At 63.6% G+C, this 16,949-nt stretch carries 15 protein-coding genes and 2 tRNA genes; 7 read left to right on the top strand and 10 right to left on the bottom strand.

All coding sequences use genetic code 11. The features are described 5' to 3' along the window. Nucleotides 1–45: 45 nt before the first annotated feature. The 4 genes from MA07_RS07820 to MA07_RS07805 form a co-directional block, all read right to left on the bottom strand. On the bottom strand, nt 46–1,821 hold the full coding sequence (locus tag MA07_RS07820; RefSeq protein WP_036348905.1) for a hypothetical protein: 1,776 nt from the start codon (nt 1,819–1,821) through the stop codon (nt 46–48). Between the two features lie 178 nt (nt 1,822–1,999). Beyond that, on the bottom strand, nt 2,000–3,274 hold the full coding sequence (locus tag MA07_RS07815) for a TRAP transporter large permease (RefSeq protein WP_036348901.1): 1,275 nt from the start codon (nt 3,272–3,274) through the stop codon (nt 2,000–2,002). Nucleotides 3,275–3,276: 2 nt separating this feature from the next. After that, nucleotides 3,277–3,777, bottom strand: coding sequence for a TRAP transporter small permease (locus MA07_RS07810; RefSeq protein WP_244445186.1), 501 nt, complete (start codon nt 3,775–3,777; stop codon nt 3,277–3,279). Between the two features lie 88 nt (nt 3,778–3,865). Next, on the bottom strand, nt 3,866–4,831 hold the full coding sequence (locus MA07_RS07805) for a TRAP transporter substrate-binding protein (RefSeq protein ID WP_036349129.1): 966 nt from the start codon (nt 4,829–4,831) through the stop codon (nt 3,866–3,868). A gap of 160 nt (nt 4,832–4,991) precedes the next feature. Here MA07_RS07805 and MA07_RS07800 point away from each other — a divergent pair, with 160 nt between their 5' ends. Together MA07_RS07800 and MA07_RS07795 are read left to right on the top strand one after the other, a co-directional pair. Then, a complete protein-coding gene (locus tag MA07_RS07800) occupies nt 4,992–5,888 on the top strand; it encodes an NAD(P)-dependent oxidoreductase (protein WP_036348897.1) in 897 nt (298 codons plus the stop codon). 50 nt (nt 5,889–5,938) lie between these two features. Next, nucleotides 5,939–6,469: a hypothetical protein gene (locus tag MA07_RS07795; protein WP_052002925.1), complete on the top strand. Its 531-nt coding sequence runs from the start codon at nt 5,939–5,941 to the stop codon at nt 6,467–6,469. Here MA07_RS07795 and MA07_RS29520 read toward each other — a convergent pair. Beyond that, a complete protein-coding gene (locus tag MA07_RS29520) occupies nt 6,381–7,220 on the bottom strand; it encodes a DUF3987 domain-containing protein (RefSeq protein WP_152568771.1) in 840 nt (279 codons plus the stop codon). The genes MA07_RS07795 and MA07_RS29520 overlap by 89 nt on opposite strands. Nucleotides 7,221–7,611: 391 nt before the next feature. On the opposite strand from MA07_RS29520, the gene MA07_RS07785 reads away from it, so the two are divergent. The 3 genes from MA07_RS07785 to MA07_RS07775 are packed head-to-tail and all read left to right on the top strand — an operon-like array spanning nt 7,612 to nt 13,057. Beyond that, entirely contained in the window at nt 7,612–8,364 is a 753-nt protein-coding gene (locus tag MA07_RS07785) for a hypothetical protein (RefSeq protein ID WP_036348890.1), read from the top strand. Further along, the gene (locus MA07_RS07780; protein WP_036348888.1) at nt 8,282–9,784 is read left to right on the top strand and encodes a DNA polymerase Y family protein; all 1,503 of its coding nucleotides are present in this window, start codon (nt 8,282–8,284) and stop codon (nt 9,782–9,784) included. Before MA07_RS07785 ends, MA07_RS07780 begins: the two co-directional genes overlap by 83 nt. A 6-nt stretch (nt 9,785–9,790) precedes the next feature. Further along, nucleotides 9,791–13,057, top strand: a complete 3,267-nt coding sequence (locus MA07_RS07775; RefSeq protein WP_081928829.1) for an error-prone DNA polymerase — start codon at nt 9,791–9,793, stop codon at nt 13,055–13,057. Between the two features lie 73 nt (nt 13,058–13,130). On the opposite strand, the gene MA07_RS07770 is transcribed toward MA07_RS07775, so the two are convergent. From MA07_RS07770 to MA07_RS07760, 3 genes are all read right to left on the bottom strand, one after another. After that, nucleotides 13,131–13,571, bottom strand: coding sequence for a hypothetical protein (locus MA07_RS07770; protein WP_152568770.1), 441 nt, complete (start codon nt 13,569–13,571; stop codon nt 13,131–13,133). Further along, entirely contained in the window at nt 13,526–14,251 is a 726-nt protein-coding gene (locus tag MA07_RS07765) for a DUF6538 domain-containing protein (RefSeq protein ID WP_348270401.1), read from the bottom strand. The genes MA07_RS07770 and MA07_RS07765 overlap by 46 nt, the downstream gene beginning before the upstream one ends. A gap of 117 nt (nt 14,252–14,368) precedes the next feature. Beyond that, nucleotides 14,369–14,443, bottom strand: a tRNA-Gln gene (locus MA07_RS07760). A gap of 147 nt (nt 14,444–14,590) precedes the next feature. Here MA07_RS07760 and MA07_RS07755 point away from each other — a divergent pair. Further along, a tRNA-Pro gene (locus MA07_RS07755) sits at nt 14,591–14,667 on the top strand. Nucleotides 14,668–14,772: 105 nt separating this feature from the next. Here MA07_RS07755 and MA07_RS07750 read toward each other — a convergent pair. Continuing rightward, nucleotides 14,773–15,096, bottom strand: coding sequence for a hypothetical protein (locus tag MA07_RS07750; protein WP_052002924.1), 324 nt, complete (start codon nt 15,094–15,096; stop codon nt 14,773–14,775). A 607-nt stretch (nt 15,097–15,703) separates the two neighbouring features. On the opposite strand from MA07_RS07750, the gene MA07_RS07745 reads away from it, so the two are divergent. After that, nucleotides 15,704–16,102, top strand: a complete 399-nt coding sequence (locus tag MA07_RS07745) for a DoxX family protein (protein ID WP_036348875.1) — start codon at nt 15,704–15,706, stop codon at nt 16,100–16,102. A gap of 37 nt (nt 16,103–16,139) precedes the next feature. On the opposite strand, the gene MA07_RS07740 is transcribed toward MA07_RS07745, so the two are convergent. Further along, nucleotides 16,140–16,835 carry a membrane protein gene (locus MA07_RS07740; protein WP_036348872.1) on the bottom strand — a complete coding sequence of 232 codons (696 nt, stop codon included), beginning with the start codon at nt 16,833–16,835 and terminating at the stop codon, nt 16,140–16,142. Nucleotides 16,836–16,949 lie beyond the last annotated feature (114 nt).

The raw sequence follows: 16,949 nt of genomic DNA, 5'->3' as shown, positions 1-16,949 counted from the left end.
TCTGTCCTCCCAGGTGTGGAACGATGGGGCTTTCGCCCTTAGCTGTCAGCTGGCTTCGGCAAGCCACACCACGCCGAACCCATCGACATCGATCATGCCGCCCGCATGCTGCGGACCGGCTGTGAAACCTGTAAGATGCAAGCGCTCCGATGCCGCCCACCGCCCCTCCGGCAAGGCAAGAGCGGCCGGCGCGGCGCGGGCTTGGATGAGAGCAAGAACCCTGCCCTCGGGCGCATGAACCAGAAGCCCCCGTGCCCGCGGCTCGTGGGGCCAGGTGACGACCTCGGCCCTGCAACCGGCCAAGGGCGCCAGCCGGGAGACGAGGTGGCCCGACGGGGACAGGGAGCCATCCGCCTGAACGAGGCCCTTGGGACCTGCGACCTCGAAGACGATCAGATCCTTGACGGCGGCATCGACAAAGCCTGCGATGGTGCCGAGCAGCCAGGACGCGGCCAGCACCGTGTGCTGCCGGGGATCCGGCGCGGTCTCCGCCCGGCGCGCTTCCGGGCTCGTCGCATTGGGGTTGAACCGCATGCCCAGCGTCAGCGGCCCGATCACGAGGTCGAGACCCTGAGCCTTGGCCTGTGCGGTGGCGAGAATGTCCGCGAGCGGCTCGATGCTCTCGCCCAGGGTGTCGTCGTCCTGGGCGTGAACGGTCGGATTCGTCGTCCAGGTGGCATAGTCGATCAGGGACGGCAGGCTCCCGCGATTAAGTTCGGTGAAGAATGCTCCCGTGCCGCCTCCGATGAGCGTATCGGGCCAGATCCTGCGCGCGAGATCGACCGCCTCCTGCATTGCATCCCAGAGGGAGATGCCGAGGGGCTGCCGGCCGGACAAAATCTTGCCGACTGTGTTCAGCACCGCTGCGTGATCGGTGCGATCCTTCAAACGGCAGTTCAGGCGGATGTTGCCGGGAACGGCGGCCAGATGCTGCTCGAGCCTGTCGGCCCAATCCCGTTCGTCGGGATCGACCTCAAGGGCAACCGCGTGGAGGGACAATCCCGCAAGGGCCGACGAGACAGCCGCATCGGGAACCGGGCGAACGATCGGGAGACCGGCTTCCAAACGAGGCAGCGGCGCGGTTTTCTCGATCCGGGGTCCCGTCCCGACGCTCGCGGACGCGGTGTCTCCCGCCTCGAAGGCGATCCGCACGCTCTGCTCGGCCGTCTCGCCCGCGTCGATCCGGTAAGGGAATGGCAGGGCCAGGGGGCGGCTGTAGGTCTTGTAGGAGGCGTCGGTCCAGTTGCGCTGGTCCTCCGTCTCGAACACCTCTCCGTCGAACGCGATCAGGACCGCGGTGCCCCGCGCAGTCCGGTGCGCCAGCGCGGCCATGTCTATGAAGGGCTGATGGGGAGAGATCGGGACCGGAAAGGCCGAGTGGGTGCTGCGGCCGTCCGCGTGGGTGACCACGACCTCCTGGCCGCGACAGGCGGAGAGGCCGTGCAGAACCACGAGACCCGTGCGGTTGGTGAGAAATCCCCGCGAGGAGCGCACCGTGGAGCGAGCTTCGACGCCCTTGGGTGAGATCCGGAACAGAACATGCCAGGACAGATCGCCATTGGGATGATCGCCTTGGCCGGACGCCTCGATCTCGATGCCATCGCCGGACCTGCGGATCTGCGGGGCCGCGGCGAGGGGCAGCGTGCCCCAGTTTTCGTCCCGGGCCACGAAGGCAAGGCCGCGAAGCACGACTTCTCCATCGAAGGCCACGTCGCGAAGAGCGGTGCCGGACGGATTCAGCTCGACGGAGACCGGGCCGGCCGACAGCTTTGACGGCTGACCTGCCTCCGTCGGCTCGTGGCGTTGCGTCGCGAGCGGCATCCCGCTCCTCCTCCCTGCTTTAAGGGCGTTTTCACGAAGATGATGTCATCATACCAGTTTAGTCAATGGTCTTTTAGCAAACGCCACAGAGGTTCTGATGACGGAGGCAGGCGCCACAGGGGCTCCCGGGCTGTCTGAAAGGCCTGGGGCAGCGCACTTTTCCGTGCCTTTCCTTCGTTCAGCCCTTGGCGCTGTACGGCAGCCAGGTCGCGACGCCCGGGAAGAAGATGATCAGGAGCGTCACCAGGATCAGGGCCACGATGAAGGGCAGCACGGCCTTGCTCCCGTCCAGGAGATTCGTCTTCGCGATTCCGCAGGTGACAAAGAGGCTGGCGCCGACCGGCGGGGTGATCAGCCCGATGGAGAGCCCCAGGACCGTCACGATGCCGAACTGCACCGGATCGATCTGCAGGCTCCGCACCAAGGGCCAGAGCACCGGCACCAGGATGATGATGTTGGCGCCGAGGTCCAGCAGCATGCCGGCGATGAGGTAGACCCCGAGGATCAGGATCAGGACGAGATACGGATTCTGGGTGATGTCCATAATCATCTGGGCGGCGGCCTGCGGGATCTGCTCGCGGGTGACGATGAGGCCGTAGAGGGAGGCTGCTGCGATCATCAGCATGACGATGCCGGTGGTGACTGCCGTGTCCCTAATGATTCCGGGAATGTCGCGCCACGTAATGGTGCGGTAGACATAAAGGCCGACGAAGAGCGCATAGAGCACCGCCACCACCGAAGCCTCGGTGGGAGTGGCGATCCCGTAGCGGATCGAGCCGATGATCACCACGGGCATGAACAGCCCCCAGAGGCTCGCCCGCGTGGCGCGACCGATGCTTCCGAGCGACGGCCGCTTGCCTTTCGGATAGCCGCGGCTGAGGGCGAGGAGCCAGGATGTCACCATCAGGGCAAGGGCCATGAGGATGCCCGGAATGACGCCGCCGATGAACAGGTCGCCCACCGACACTCCGGTTACCACGGCGAAGATGATCATCGGGATCGACGGAGGGACCATCACGGCGATGGTCGAGGCGCTCGCCGTGACGGCAGCGGTGAACGGCGGGTCATAACCCTTTGCGATCATGGGCGGGATCAGGGCGCCGCCCGTCGAGGAGGCTTCCGCCACGGCGGATCCGGTCATGCCGCCCATCAGGGTGCCCGAGGCGATGTTCGCATGAGCCAGGCCGCCCCTCAGCCAGCCGACGAGAGAATCGGCGAAATCCACGATGTCCCTGGCAATGCCGCTGCGCCCCATCAGGTGCCCGGACAGCAGGAAGAAGGGCACCGCCAGCAGCACGAAGCTGTCCATGGAGGCGGTCATCTTCTGAACCACCAGCGTCACGGGCAGCCCGCCATAGAGGAGCGCCGCCAGCGACGCGATCGCCAGGGCGAAGGAGACGGGAACGTTGACCAGAAGCAGGAGGCCAAAGCCAATGAGCAGCACGGTCGCCATGGTCAGAGCTCCGACGCGAGCGTTTTGGGAGCAGCGTCCCGGTGGCCACCGCTCAGCCAGCCGACGAGGATGTCACCGATGATGAGAAGTGCCATGGCCGAGTAGCCCGCATAGACGATGCTCATAGGAAGTTCGAGCACTGCAGACGGCTGCGAGTGGGTGATCCCGACGATCTGGAAGCTCGCGAGAAGGGTGTAGAGGCAATAGCCGAGGACCAGCACCTCGACGGCGCGGCCCGTCCAGGCGTTCATGGCCGGGCTGTTGAGATAGGTCACCGCATCCAGCGCGATGTGCGAGCGGTTCTTCCAGGCCACCCAGGCGGAGATGTAGGAAATCCAGATGAACAGGTAGCGCGCCAGCTCCTCCGACCACACAAGAGGATCATTGAAGAGGTAGCGCCAGATCACCTGCGCCGTGCAGGCGACGACCATCGCGGCGAAGAGGCCGACAAGGGCCATCAGCACCAGGCGCTCGATGAAGGCCCAGACGCGGGCGAGACTCATTTGACATCCCCCGGGAGAATGGAAGGACGCGGCACCGAGCGCCGCGTCCGGTCGAGAGGAGACTTAAACGCGATCGGTCGTCGAGCGATCAGTTGCCGGCGGCCCGGATCTTCTCCAGCATGGCCTGATCCACGTTCTTCTGGCTCGACGCGATCTCGGCGGTGGCCGCGCGGAACGGGGCCGTGTCGATGGTCTCCACCACCATGCCCTTCTTCTTCAGTTCCTCCAGCTGCTCCTTCTCGAGCCGCTGGGAGGTCTCGCGCTGATAGGCCGTGGCCTCGGTGATGGCCTCGCGAACCGCCTTCTGCTGATCGGCGGGCAGCCGGTCCCAAGCGGCCTTGCTGAACATCACCGCATGCGGCCCGTAAACGTGCCCGGTCAGGGTCAGGTACTTCTGCACCTCCCAGAGGGAGTTGGTGTAGATGACCGTCACGGGGTTTTCCTGGGCGTCGATGACGCCCTGTCCTAGGCTCGTGAACACCTCGCCCCAGGCCATGGGAATGGGTGCTGCGCCGATCTGCTTGAAGGCCGCGATGTGAACCGGGTTCTGCATGGTCCGCAGCTTCACGCCCTTGAGGTCGTCCGGAGCCTTGATGGACTTCTTGGTGGTCAGGTGCCGCCAGCCGTTCTCCCACCAGGCGAGACCGAGGATGCCCTTCTGCTCCATACGCTTGAGCAGGTCCTGCCCCACCTCCCCGTCCAGCACCTTGTAGGCATGCTGCGAGTCCTTGAACAGGAACGGCAGGTCGATCACGCCGACCTGGGGCACGAAGGCGTTGAGCGGGCCCGTGGACACCACGGCCATGTCCACCGTGCCGAGCTGCAGGCCCTCCACCATCTCGCGCTCCTCGCCGAGCTGGCGGTCCGGATAGACCTCCACCTTCACCTTGCCGCCGGTCTTGGCGGCCACGAGCTCGCCGAACTTGACGAGGCCGAATTGGGTCGGATGCCCGGCCTGTGCACCGTGGCCTGCCTTGATCACGGTCTGGGCGTGGGCCGAGGCGGAGAGACCCACCATGGCGATAGTCGACAGCAGAAGCGCTAGACGTTTCACGGTTTCCTCCAAAAAATTATTCTCGTTTTCCGGCTCGGCCCTAAGCTCAAGGAGCGGACGAGACGGGGCAGTGTGGACGCTGCCATCTGGTATGACAAGTCCGAAAGTGGTCTAATGACTATACTACAAGGGGCCAGCAGTTCCGGAGGATCCCACGGTCATGAGCATGACAGCCCCCATCCGTTCCATCCTCGTCACCGGCGCCGGCGGCAACCTTGGCCGGAAGCTGATCGCCAGCCTCCTCAGGCGGGAGTGGTGCGAGCGCATCGTGGCCCTCGATCGGTCGCTTCCTGCAACGAACAGCGACGACCCGGCCAAGGTACGGTGGGTTGAGGTTGACCTCGCAGCGCCGACGGGCTCGAGCCTTCGTGACGCCTTAGCCGGGGTTGATGCCGTGGTTCATTTTGCAGCCCAAAATCCTTATCCCGATGCGCCCTGGAGCGATGCCTGTGCGTCCTTCGACATGACGCTCAACATGTTGGCAGCCGCCGCTCAGGCGGGCACGCGCCGCGTCGTGTTCGCCTCGTCGAACCATGTGATGGGCCAATACAAGGACCCGCCCCTGGCCGATGGTTTGAACGCAGGCGCTCTGACCACGACTTTACCACCAGGTCCGGGAACGCGCTGGTTCAACGGCCATGAGATGGTGCAAGGGTTCGCCTACGCAGCGTCGAAACTGATGGGCGAGAGAGCCTGTCTCGCCGAGGCGCATCGCTCGGGAGGCGCCCTGACCAGTGTGTGCGTTCGGATCGGCTGGTGCCAGCCGGGGGAGAACAGGCCGGAGACGATCAACACATCTGGCCTGCCCGGCGCGGAGGAAAGCACAGGCCCTGACACCGAACGCGACCTGCGGTGGTTTCGCAACATGTGGCTCTCAAACCGGGACTTCGTGGCCGTGATCGAGCGGGCGCTTCTCTCGGAGGAGGAAACCTGGCCGCAGCCCGGCATCGTGGTCAACGGCATGTCAGCCAACCGGAACATGCCTTGGGACATCGAAACCACCCGGCAGCTCATCGGCTACGAGCCGCAGGACGATGTCTGGGAGCACATCGCCTAAGGCCGTGATCGCCTTTCGAGAACAACGCATCGACGTAGGAAAGCTTGGAAATGGAACAGGTGCTGTCTTTCGAAGTCTTTGCTGCCCTTACGGCTGTTGATACGCCGACAGTGTGCAACGCCATCGAGCTGGTCTTGGGTCGCCGGACAGCGGAAGGCTTCACGACCCAGACGGTTCTCGCCGCCCATCCCAATCTGCCCGCCATCGTGGGCTACGCCCGCACGGGGCTGATCCGTAGCTCGCAGCCAAGCGAAGCCTCACCTAAGGCTCTGAGGGCTCGCCGGATCGCCTACTATAGGTATGTCGCAGCTCACCCCGGTCCTGCCGTCGTCGTTCTGCAGGATATTGATCCCCGTCCTGGACTCGGCTCATTCTGGGGTGAGGTCAACGTAGCGATCCATAAGGGACTGGGAGCTCGGGGCGTTCTGACGAACGGCTCGATGCGCGACCTCGGCGCCGTCGACCCCGGGTTTCAGATCCTGGCCGGCTCGCTCAGCCCGAGCCATGACGGAATCCCTCCGGACTTCCTGAGGTGGAGACCAGAGCAGGCGCAGGAGGATCCCGTAGATCGACTGCCGTGACATGCAAGCGCGGCGGCGGTGGAGCGCCAGCAAGAACCGCGCGGTGGACTTCCTGGCTATAAACCTTGTCCCGCACAGTCGCTACCAGACGAGCATCCGCCAGACGCTGGTAATGCTCGTGATGCATCTGTCCCTCGTGCGCCTCAATCATGAACAGCGCTCTGATAAAAGCGTCGCATGTTGGGGATTTGAGTGCGCCCGGCGGTCCGACGAGGATCCCTCCGAGCAAGCTAGGCTCGACCCATCCGCTGGTCACGCGAATGCGCCGCGCACAGCCGAAGACCGTTGCTGTCGAGACGAGAAGCGCAAGCAGCGCGTATACCATCGGAGCACCGAGGGCGCGCACGATGTTCTGCAAGAGGTTTCTGCTTCCCGCACCGAGGACCTGCAGCGGCACTTCTGGGCCGACGAGACGCTGCGCCTGGACGAAGTAGGTATCAGGATCGTCCCACGAGCTGGCTGGCCGGCTCTCCATCGCACCATCAATAGTTGCAGAGGAGGAGCTGCGCTCTGTAGCGCCTTCGCTCTGCGGAATCGCGGGCAAGGGCTGGCTCACGACGATGTCGATGCCAGTGCCCTGCGCGACTGCGTTGGTCTCTTCCTCTGAGGAGGGTGTCTCGGGCACGTTGATCAGTTCGCGGAGGAAGCCAGGAACGATGTCCTCAGCCCATGTGCTTTTGTGCTCATGTGTTCCTCGCAAGAGCCGGGTCACTCCCTGCACGGCAAGGGAGAACTGGCCGGCAGACGCCACTTGATCGATCTTGTAAAAAGATAAATTGGGCAGAGCCTTATAGGAAGATGATGCGAGGACTTCGTCTGGCCGGATAGCCTATTCATTGGCTGGCGTGAAAAGAGCTTCAGGCAGGACGGGCACATTCCGTGCAGGATTCGTAGAAAATGGCTTGGTTAAGCCCTTATGGAAGGGACTCTTGACACCAGATATCACGAAAATGTGCAGACTGTTTCACTCCCAGATCGTCGCCCATCGCCGAACGAGGATATCGATCAAGAGTTCCATCGCGCCTGAACGAATACTCTTCTCCCCGAAATTCACAACTACTGCTGCGTGTATTTGACTCATCTCCGAATGAGAACATAATAGGAACATCGTCAACAACAGATTTGGCTTCGGCACGGATTCCATGAACCCCGGGCAACAGGACAGGCTTGCCGATTTGCGGCTCCAGATTGCTCGGTTCGAGGGCGGGTCACACAAGACCAAGCTTCTGCCTTTCGGTCTTCACGCTCTTGATGAGCATCTGCCAGGCGGCGGCCTCGCTCGGGGTGCGCTGCATGAGATGATCGAGGCGGGCCTCGCCTCCGAGTTCGCCGGCAGCACCACGCTCTTCACTGCAGGGATTGCGGCCCGCCTCAAGGGGCCTGTGCTCTGGTGCTTGACGCGCCGGGACCTGTTCGCGCCCGGTCTCCTGCGTGCTGGCTTGCACCCCGACCGCGTCATTTATGCCGAGGCTGAGCGCGAACGGGAGATCCTGCCGCTCATCGAGGAAGGGCTGCGCGATAAGGGGCTGGCAGCGGTCGTCGGCGAAGTCACGCGCATGAGCCTCATCGCCTCGCGCCGTCTGCAGCTCGCGGCTGAGGCCACAGGCGTGACCGCGCTTGTCATCCGACGCTGGTGGACATTGGCCGAGAAGGATCTGGTTCATCTACCGACGGCCGCCGTGACCCGCTGGCGCATCGCCCCTGCCCCATCAGAATTGATGCCGGCTCCTGGTCTCGGGCGGGAGCGCTGGCACGTCGAACTCCTGCGCTGCCGAGGCGCCGAACCCCGTACCTGGATCCTGGAGGCCTGCGATGCGAAGGGTCGTCTCGCTCTACCTGCCGACCTGGCCGACCGATCGGATCAGGCGGCGGACCGGCGAGCCGCCGCGTCATGAGCCGCTCGTGACCGTTCATACGGTCGGATCGCGCCGCGTCGTGCGTGCCGCCTGCGCGGCTGCGCAAGAGGCAGGCCTGCATGTCGGCATGGCTCTTGCGCAGGCACAGGCCTTGGTGCCCAACCTGCATGTGGTTGAAGCCGCGCCGGACGAGGACGAGGCCTCGCTGCGGGAACTCGCGCGGTGGGCCATCGGCTACTCGCCCGTGGTGGCGGCTGACCCGCCGGATGGTCTCTGGATCGATATCGCGGGTGTGGCGCATCTCTTTGGTAGCGAGGACGAGTTGCTCAGCGATCTGACCAGCCGTCTGATGCGGCAGGGCATTGCCGCCAAAGCGGCTGTCGCCGATGCCCCGGGGGCGGCCTGGGCGGTGGCTCGTTATGGCGCCGGTGGCGTCGTGCCGACAGGTCGGATGGTCGATGCCGTGGCGACCTTGTCGATCCGTGCCCTGAGGATCGCTCCCAACAAGCTCAATGCCCTGCACCGGCTCGGCATCGAGCGGATCGGACAGCTCGCCGCCATGCCGCGCGCGCCGTTGGTCCGGCGGTTCGGCCGCGACGTCGCCCTGCGACTCGATCAGGCCCTGGGCCATGCCTTCGAGCCGATCACGCCGCTGATCCCTAAGGAGACACCGACGGCTTCTCGTGCCTTCGCGGAGCCGGTCGCCCGGCTCGAGGATCTCAAGGGCGTGCTGCTGCGGCTTGCCAAGGATCTGTGCCGGCAACTGGACCGCCGTGGCGAAGGCGTGCGCCGGCTCGACCTCATTTTCCAGCGCGTCGATCAGAAGAGCGCCTGCCTGCGGGTCGGCACGGCCAGAGCCAACAGGGACGCGGCTCATCTGGCCGGACTCTTCGACGAGCGGCTGCAAACCATCGACCCTGGCTTCGGCATCGAGGAGATGGTGCTGATCGCGAGCAAGGTCGAGCCGCTGAGCGAGACGCAGATCCAGGCTCGCAGCCTTGGGGAAGAGGATATCGGAGATGCGGACATGGGTCCGCTCGTCGACCGGCTTGGCGCCCGAATCGGCATGCGGCGCGTCTATCGCCTTGCGCCCGTCCAGAGCCTCGTGCCTGAACGCATGGCGCGCCGGATCCCTGCCCTTGCACCGCCGACCGGCTCCGTCTGGCCGGAGAACCTGCCGCGCCCCACGCGTCTGCTCGATCCGCCGGAGCCCGTGGTGGCGACCGCCCTGTTGCCCGATCATCCGCCGGCCTTCTTCATCTGGCGCAAGGTCCGCCACAAGGTCGCCAAGGCCGACGGGCCGGAACGCATCACGCCGGAATGGTGGAACGGCGACAAGAGTTCATTCGCCCGCGACTACTACCGCGTCGAGACCGAACAGGGCGGCCGCTTCTGGATCTTCCGCGATGCCCCCACCGCCGAGGGCGGACGCTGGTGGATGCATGGCTTCTTCTCATGACACCCAATCGTCTCCCACATGTATGCTGAGCTCCAGGTCACGACCCACTTCTCGTTCCTGCGCGGCGCTTCGAGCCCGCAGGAACTGTTCGAGCAGGCCAAGCTCCTCGGCATCACGGCATTAGGCATCACCGACCGCAATTCTCTCGCGGGGATCGTGCGCGCCTACGAGGCATCGCGTGAGACGGGTGTCCGCCTTGTCGTCGGCTGCCGGCTCGATCTCACCGATGGCACGTCCCTTCTCGTCTACCCGACCGATCGGACCGCCTATTCCCGCCTGTGCCGGTTGCTCAGCCTCGGCAAGAGCCGCGGCGGCAAGGGCAAATGCCATCTCGCCTGGGAAGATGTGGTGGCCTGGAACGAAGGGATGCTGGCGATCCTCCTGGGTGATGAAGCGAACCAAGAACTCGACCGGAACCTCACGCGCCTCAGGCAAACCTTCGGCAACCGCGCCTATATGGCCCTGATCCGGCGCTTCGCGCCCAACGAGCATCTACGCCCTCATGCCATCGAGCAGGCGGCGCAGATGGCCCGGGTGCCGACCATCGCCATAGGCGACGTGCTCTACCATCACCCGGATCGTCGTCGTTTGCAGGACGTGGTCTCCTGCATCCGGGAGGGCTGCACCATCGACGAGGCAGGCCACCGGCTTGAGCGTCACGCCGACCGCTACCTCAAGGATCCGGTCGAAATGCAGCGCCTGTTCGAGCGTCATCCGGACGCGTTCCGGCGCGTGCGCGAAGTCCTCGACCGTTGCACCTTCTCGCTCGACGAGCTGCGCTACCAATATCCGAGCGAGACGGGGCCTGGCGAGACGGCGCAGGAGAAGCTGGAACGGTTGACCTGGGAAGGCGCGCGGAAGCGCTATCCAGATGGCATTCCGGACGTTGTCGCCGTCACCTGCCGCCATGAGCTGCGCCTGATCGAGGATCTGGGATACGCTCCCTACTTCCTCACGGTCCACGCCATCGTCTCCTTCGCCAAATCGCGCGGCATCCTGTGCCAGGGGCGCGGATCGGCCGCGAACTCCGCCGTGTGCTTCGTGCTCGGCATCACCTCGATCAACCCGACCGAGCACGATCTGCTCTTCGAGCGCTTCGTCTCCCAGGAGCGGCGCGAGCCGCCGGACATCGACGTCGACTTCGAGCACGAGCGCCGCGAAGAGGTGATCCAATGGATCTATGAAACCTACGGCCGCCATCGCGCCGCCCTCACCGCGGTCGTCTCCTGCTACCGGGCCCGCGGCGCCGTGCGCGAGGTCGGCAAGGCGCTCGGCGTGCCCGAAGACGTCACTGCGGGACTGGCCGGTCTCGTCTGGGGCTGGGGCAATGACGGCGTGTCGGACAAGGAAGCCAAGGAGCTCAATCTCAACCTCAACGATCCGCGCCTTCGCATGACGCTGGAGCTCGCCTCCGAGCTTATCGGGGCGCCGCGCCACCTTTCCCAGCACCCGGGCGGCTTCGTGCTCACCCAGGACCGGCTCGACGAACTCGTGCCGATCGAGCCGGCCGCGATGGAGAACCGACAGGTGATCGAGTGGGACAAGAACGACATCGACACGCTGAAGTTCATGAAGGTCGATGTGCTGGGTCTTGGCATGTTGGGCTGCATGCGCCGCGCTTTCGACCTCCTGCGTGAGCACAAGGGCGAAAGCTACGACATCGCCACTATCCCGGGCGAGGACAAGGCGACCTACGCCATGATCCAGAAGGCCGATACGGTGGGCACATTCCAGATCGAGAGCCGGGCCCAGATGGCGATGCTGCCACGGCTGAAGCCGAGGACTTTCTACGACATCGTCATCCAAGTGGCGATCGTGCGGCCCGGCCCGATCCAGGGCGACATGGTGCATCCCTACCTGCGCCGGCGAGAAAAGCGTGAAGAGGTCGAGTACCCGCGACCGGAGCTCAGGCGCGTGCTGGAGAAGACGCTCGGCGTGCCGCTCTTTCAGGAGCAGGCCATGCGGGTGGCGATCGAATGCGCTGGGTTCACGCCCTCGGAAGCCGACCAGCTCCGGCGCGCCATGGCCACCTTCAAGTTCACGGCCGGCGTGTCGAGGTTCCGCGACAAGCTGATCACCGGCATGGTCGCTCGCGGCTACGACGCGGCCTTTGCGGAGCGCACCTTCAAGCAGTTGGAGGGCTTCGGCTCCTACGGCTTCCCAGAGAGCCATGCAGCAAGCTTCGCCAAGATTGCCTATGCCTCGTCCTGGATGAAGTGCCACCATCCGGACGTGTTCTGCTGCGCCATTCTGAATTCGCAGCCAATGGGCTTCTATGCGCCCGCCCAACTGGTGCGGGACGCGCAGGCTCATGGGATTGAGGTGCGTCCGGTGGACGTCAACCATTCCCGTTGGGACTGCACACTAGAGACGACCAGAAACCCAAAGCGTTTCGCCGTCCGGCTCGGGTTCCGGATGGTGCATGGTCTGGCGAATGCCCATGGTGCCTTGATCCCGCTCGCTCGGGCGGAGTGTCTCTACTCGTCCATAGAGGATCTGTGGCGGCGGGTCGGCATTCCGGTCTCCGCTCTCGAGCGGCTGGCCGAGGCTGATGCTTACGGCTCGATTAGGGTGAACCGTCGCGACGCACTCTGGACTATCAAGGGTCTATCCGACGAGGTCATGCCGCTGTTTGCCGCTGCCGACTCGCGTGACCGGGTGATCCGATCGGAAGCGGATGAGCCTGCCATCGACCTCGTGCCCATGACGGAGGGCCGCGAGGTCGTGGAGGACTACCGCTCGAAAGGCTTGACCCTGCGCCGGCATCCCCTCGCCTTCCTGCGCCAGGAACTGACGGAACGGCGCATCCGGTCCTGTGCCGACCTCCAGCACGTCAGAGATGGCCAGCGGGTCACGGTGGCAGGCCTTGTCCTCGTGCGCCAGAAGCCGGGCTCAGCCAAGGGCGTGACCTTCATGACGATCGAGGATGAGACCGATGTCGCCAATCTCGTAATCTGGTCCACGGTGTTTGAGCAGCACCGGCGCCTGATCCTGTCCACCGGCATGATCGGCTGCCGTGGCCGGCTTCAGCGCGAAGGCGGCGTCACGCATCTTATCGCCGAGCATTTCCTCGATCTATCCGATCTTCTGCGCTCGGTAGGATTTCAGGATAAGCCCCAGTCCGTCTCTTACGAATCGGTTGGCATCAGCGGAGCTACAACACGTGAGAAGCCGAGCACAGGCTCCCGAGGATCCTTGGAGCCGCCAGCATCCAAAGCATCAGAAACTGATGTTGTCCCAGTCATCAGAACGGCAACGAGGAACTTCCGGTAAAATAGAAACCGGAGTGGGCTTAGTATCGACCACGGCGCCTGCCACTCCATAGACATAACATGGATTTACAGCCTCAATCGATCTGCCAGTAGTATTTCTCTCCCGGATCACCAAGAGGATCAAAGAGCTCATCGTGCTCCGGATCAGGAAAGAGCTTGTTCTCCGCCAGCTGCATTTCGATCCCATCGGGTTCGATGCTGGCAACAAGTCTGTCCAGCCTTGCTTGGACCCATTGGGCCATGCGCCAGTAAGCGCTGCCGGGTCTTTGCTCTGCAATAGGCCGACTATCTGCTAGCCATGTCTGCAGCCGGATAACCTCTCGATGAATATCAATGAGACTGTCAATAAACGGAGTTCGATCCGCCTCCCTTTTGTTCCGGGCTTTGGCTAGTTCTCTTCTCGTACAGTATTCCTGCCACTTGCGCTCCCGTGCCTCACGCCTCTTCCGCTCGGCCCTGCGGGCAGCGATCAGAATCTCGAAGCCCTGCACGATGGACGGAATGAGGGTCTCCATTGTCTGAGTTTTGCCGTCAGCCCATTTCCGGCGGACGCCATCACCATAGCCGTCGATCTGAAGAAACAGCTGCCCTGTTCGAACGATATCCTTTTCAGGGCAAGCATGTCCCTGAAATGAATAGCCCATGCGATTTCGCCGCGCCAGTACCGCTCTCGCCGCTTCTGTCGCCTTGCCTCTTCGGCTAGTTCAGCTTCTGTTGGCTCGTGAGGTACAGTCCGTGTCACCTCTTTGAGGCTGAACTCCGCCTTCTCCTGTCCACTGACAATCCTTATATGCCTGCCGGTTGGCTCGATCTGCAGTCCCTTTCCAGCGAGGCCATATGCCAGCGCGTCAAGAACTGTGATTGCCCTCTCAAGCGAGGGAATGCCAATCTCGACCCCATATAGCCCCTCGCCGAACGCACGAGCGATATCTCCATCCTGAGCAGAGCGGCTGCGTAGGGTCTTCGCGGTTTGGCGGCGGGCTCCATCGACGAGGATTGCCCTCGCCTCCTCAGCGGTCAGGCGGCCGCGCCGCATCTCGTCGAACACGACTTCGCTCATCGCGGTCAGCTCCGCTCCGATCCGGCGCGCTTCGGTCCAGTGGGTCGACTGCAGGCTGATCTGCAGGATCCGCCGTCCGTTCGCGCCGCAAGCCGGGAACCGGCGCCGCCAGCAATATACCGCACCGCGACGCATAAGATGAGAACCGACCGGCATGTGTGACACCCGTGTGTGACAGGGATGTGCAGCAGTGCGGAGCGCCTCGCCCAAAATCGGGATAAAATCTTTTAGTTTTAGGAACTTAGTATGGAATGGCTGGGGCGCCAGGATTCGAACCTGGGAATGGCGGTACCAAAAACCGCTGCCTTACCGCTTGGCGACGCCCCAATAGGTGTGGCGTGTACATAATCGGCCCCAACGCGGCTGGCAACACCGTTTTGCACAAGGTCCGGTCTATCGGAAAGGTTCAAATCTCCCCTTGCGGCGCTCTCCCCTCACCGCTATAAGACCGGCCTCCCGAGAATTTCTCGGTGTCGGAGTGTAGCGCAGTCTGGTAGCGCACCACGTTCGGGACGTGGGGGTCGCAGGTTCAAATCCTGCCACTCCGACCAAACTTCTCCCGCAAAATCAACGATAGCATTTCTGCATAAGTCATCGGGCAAACCAAGCCCGGGGGACTTCTGGGCCCATCGAGCTTGGCTTCGCCTTGTCGTGCCTCAATGCGTCGAGAAGCGCCCGTCTTCCTGGTATGTCTCGTAATGCAGGGTCTGGGCTGGGATTGCCTCGAGCTGACGCGGGGCCCGCGGCCAATCCTGCGGAACCTCGTTGGTCTGGGGCATGTAGCGGGGACGGAAGCGCAGGTCGACGAGGCTTCGCAATTCGGGGGCTGCGAGATCCAGCACATTGGCATCACGCCACCGGCGGTGCAGCTTGGCCCTGCCTGTCATCCGGCCCCAGAAACCTGCGACCTCCTCCTCGACCTGCAATACAATGCGTCCGGTCCAAGTCTTGCGCAGGTTAAAACGTCCTGTCAGAGCCATTTCACGCTCCTCAACTCTTTCGATCACTTCAAAATCTGAACGCCAAAGCTGCGGCTGCTTAAGCTTTCAAGCCTGACAATCCGCGGCTCCGGCGCTCGGTTGAATCCATTCCTTTAGCCAATGCCTTTGCGAACCAAGGGTTCCGACCCCAACATCCATCAGCCACAGATGTCGCATCGACGATGTGCGTCAGGGCACGGGCGACCCTTGATGAAAGTAATTTAGTGGGCCGTGCAAGAATTCAGGAGATGGAAAGATCAAAAATTTCGGAGATGAACAGCAGTTGGCGGTTCGAAAATATCCCGCGCAATCGGAATGATTTCCAAGGGATCTCAGCCCCGGCGCGGCTTGGACGTGAGGTTGATCGTGACAAGCTGCCCGGTTTTAGGATCGAGGATGGTCATGGAAGCCCCCTGTTCTGTTGGCGTAGGAGAAACGCCGGAAAACCCGAACGGATCAAAGCGCCTTGGGAACGTGGTAAGCAATTCGTTACTGCAAGCTGCGCCATAGAGGGTGTGAACATTCCGACTGAGCTTGTATCCGGTTGCTCCCTCCCCGGCTGGTCGGCCGCGCCGATCACCCCTCCTTACAATCCGGAGACTGACCGATGAACACAACTCATCTCGAAACCGTTTGGGCGCCGCGCCTCCTCAGCATCCTGCGCATCGTCGCAGCGCTCATCTTCATGGCGCACGGCACGCAGAAGCTTCTCGGCTTCCCTGCTTCCCCCAATCCCGCACCGGCGGCCTTCACCCTGCCCTGGATCGCTGGCGTGCTCGAACTTGTCGGTGGCGCATTGCTGATTCCGGGTCTCTTCGTGCGGCCCGTGGCGTTCGTGCTCTCCGGCCTGATGGCCTTTGCCTATTGGCTCACCCATGCGCCGCGCAGCCCCTACCCTGTCCTGAACGGCGGCGACGCTGCGATTCTCTACTGCTTCGTGTTCCTGTTCCTCGCTGCCGCCGGCGGCGGTGCATGGAGCCTGGATCGCGCCGTGCGCAAGGCTTGAGCCTCTAGCATCAGGTGAGGGGCTGCGAGCCTCTCACCTAATCGAATTTCGTGCCTGTGGGACGACGCAGGCGCTCGTCTTCGAGTTCGACATGGAGCGTGCGCTCGCTCGCGTCCTCGCCGTCGTCATCGAGCGGGATCGGCATGAGATCCGTCATGAGACCCGTAGTCGTCGAGGCTGCAGCGCCGATGGGTGGCGCCGGTGCCTCAACACGTCGCCCCGTCTCTTCACCTGCATCGACCTCGCCCTCGTCATCGAGAATGCTCACCACTCTGTCCATCCGAGCCTCGTCGACCTTCACGGTCACGAGCGCTCCGCCGCGCCGCACGCCGTCTGCATAGGTGTTGGCCTCCTCGTCGGTCAGGCCGGCATCGGCCAACGCGCCGGCAAGACCACCGACTGCGGCGCCCGCACCGGCGCCGACCAAGGTCGAGACGATCCATCCGGCGGCGATCACCGGCCCGAAGCCCGGGATCGCCACCGTGCCGAGACCCGCCAGAAGGCCCGCACCGGCTCCCGCGACCGTTCCGGCCGCCGCCGTGGCGCCGGCGAAAGGATGCGCCGCCCCGTCGGGTTCGAACGACCGGGACGCATGGTGCGTATAGGCATCGTTGAAGTTGTTGGACACAAGACTGATCTCGAAATCCGGCATACGGGCTGCCTCGAGCCGCTGCACCGCCCGTGCGGCCTCCTCATAGGTGTCGAAGAAGGCGGTGATTCTGCGCTCGGCCATGGGGCCCTCCGGTTGTCTTGCCTGTGCGAGGCTAATGAGCGGCCCGGGGCGCGGTTCCCTGCGCGGCCATGACACCTTTCAGCCGGCTCAACTCCCTGGTAAGTTCAAGCAAAA

This window comes from Microvirga sp. BSC39 (genome assembly GCF_000739015.1).
Lineage (GTDB): Bacteria > Pseudomonadota > Alphaproteobacteria > Rhizobiales > Beijerinckiaceae > Microvirga.
Note: the sequence above shows the minus strand (reverse complement) of the source record. Positions and strands in the feature narration are given on the sequence as shown.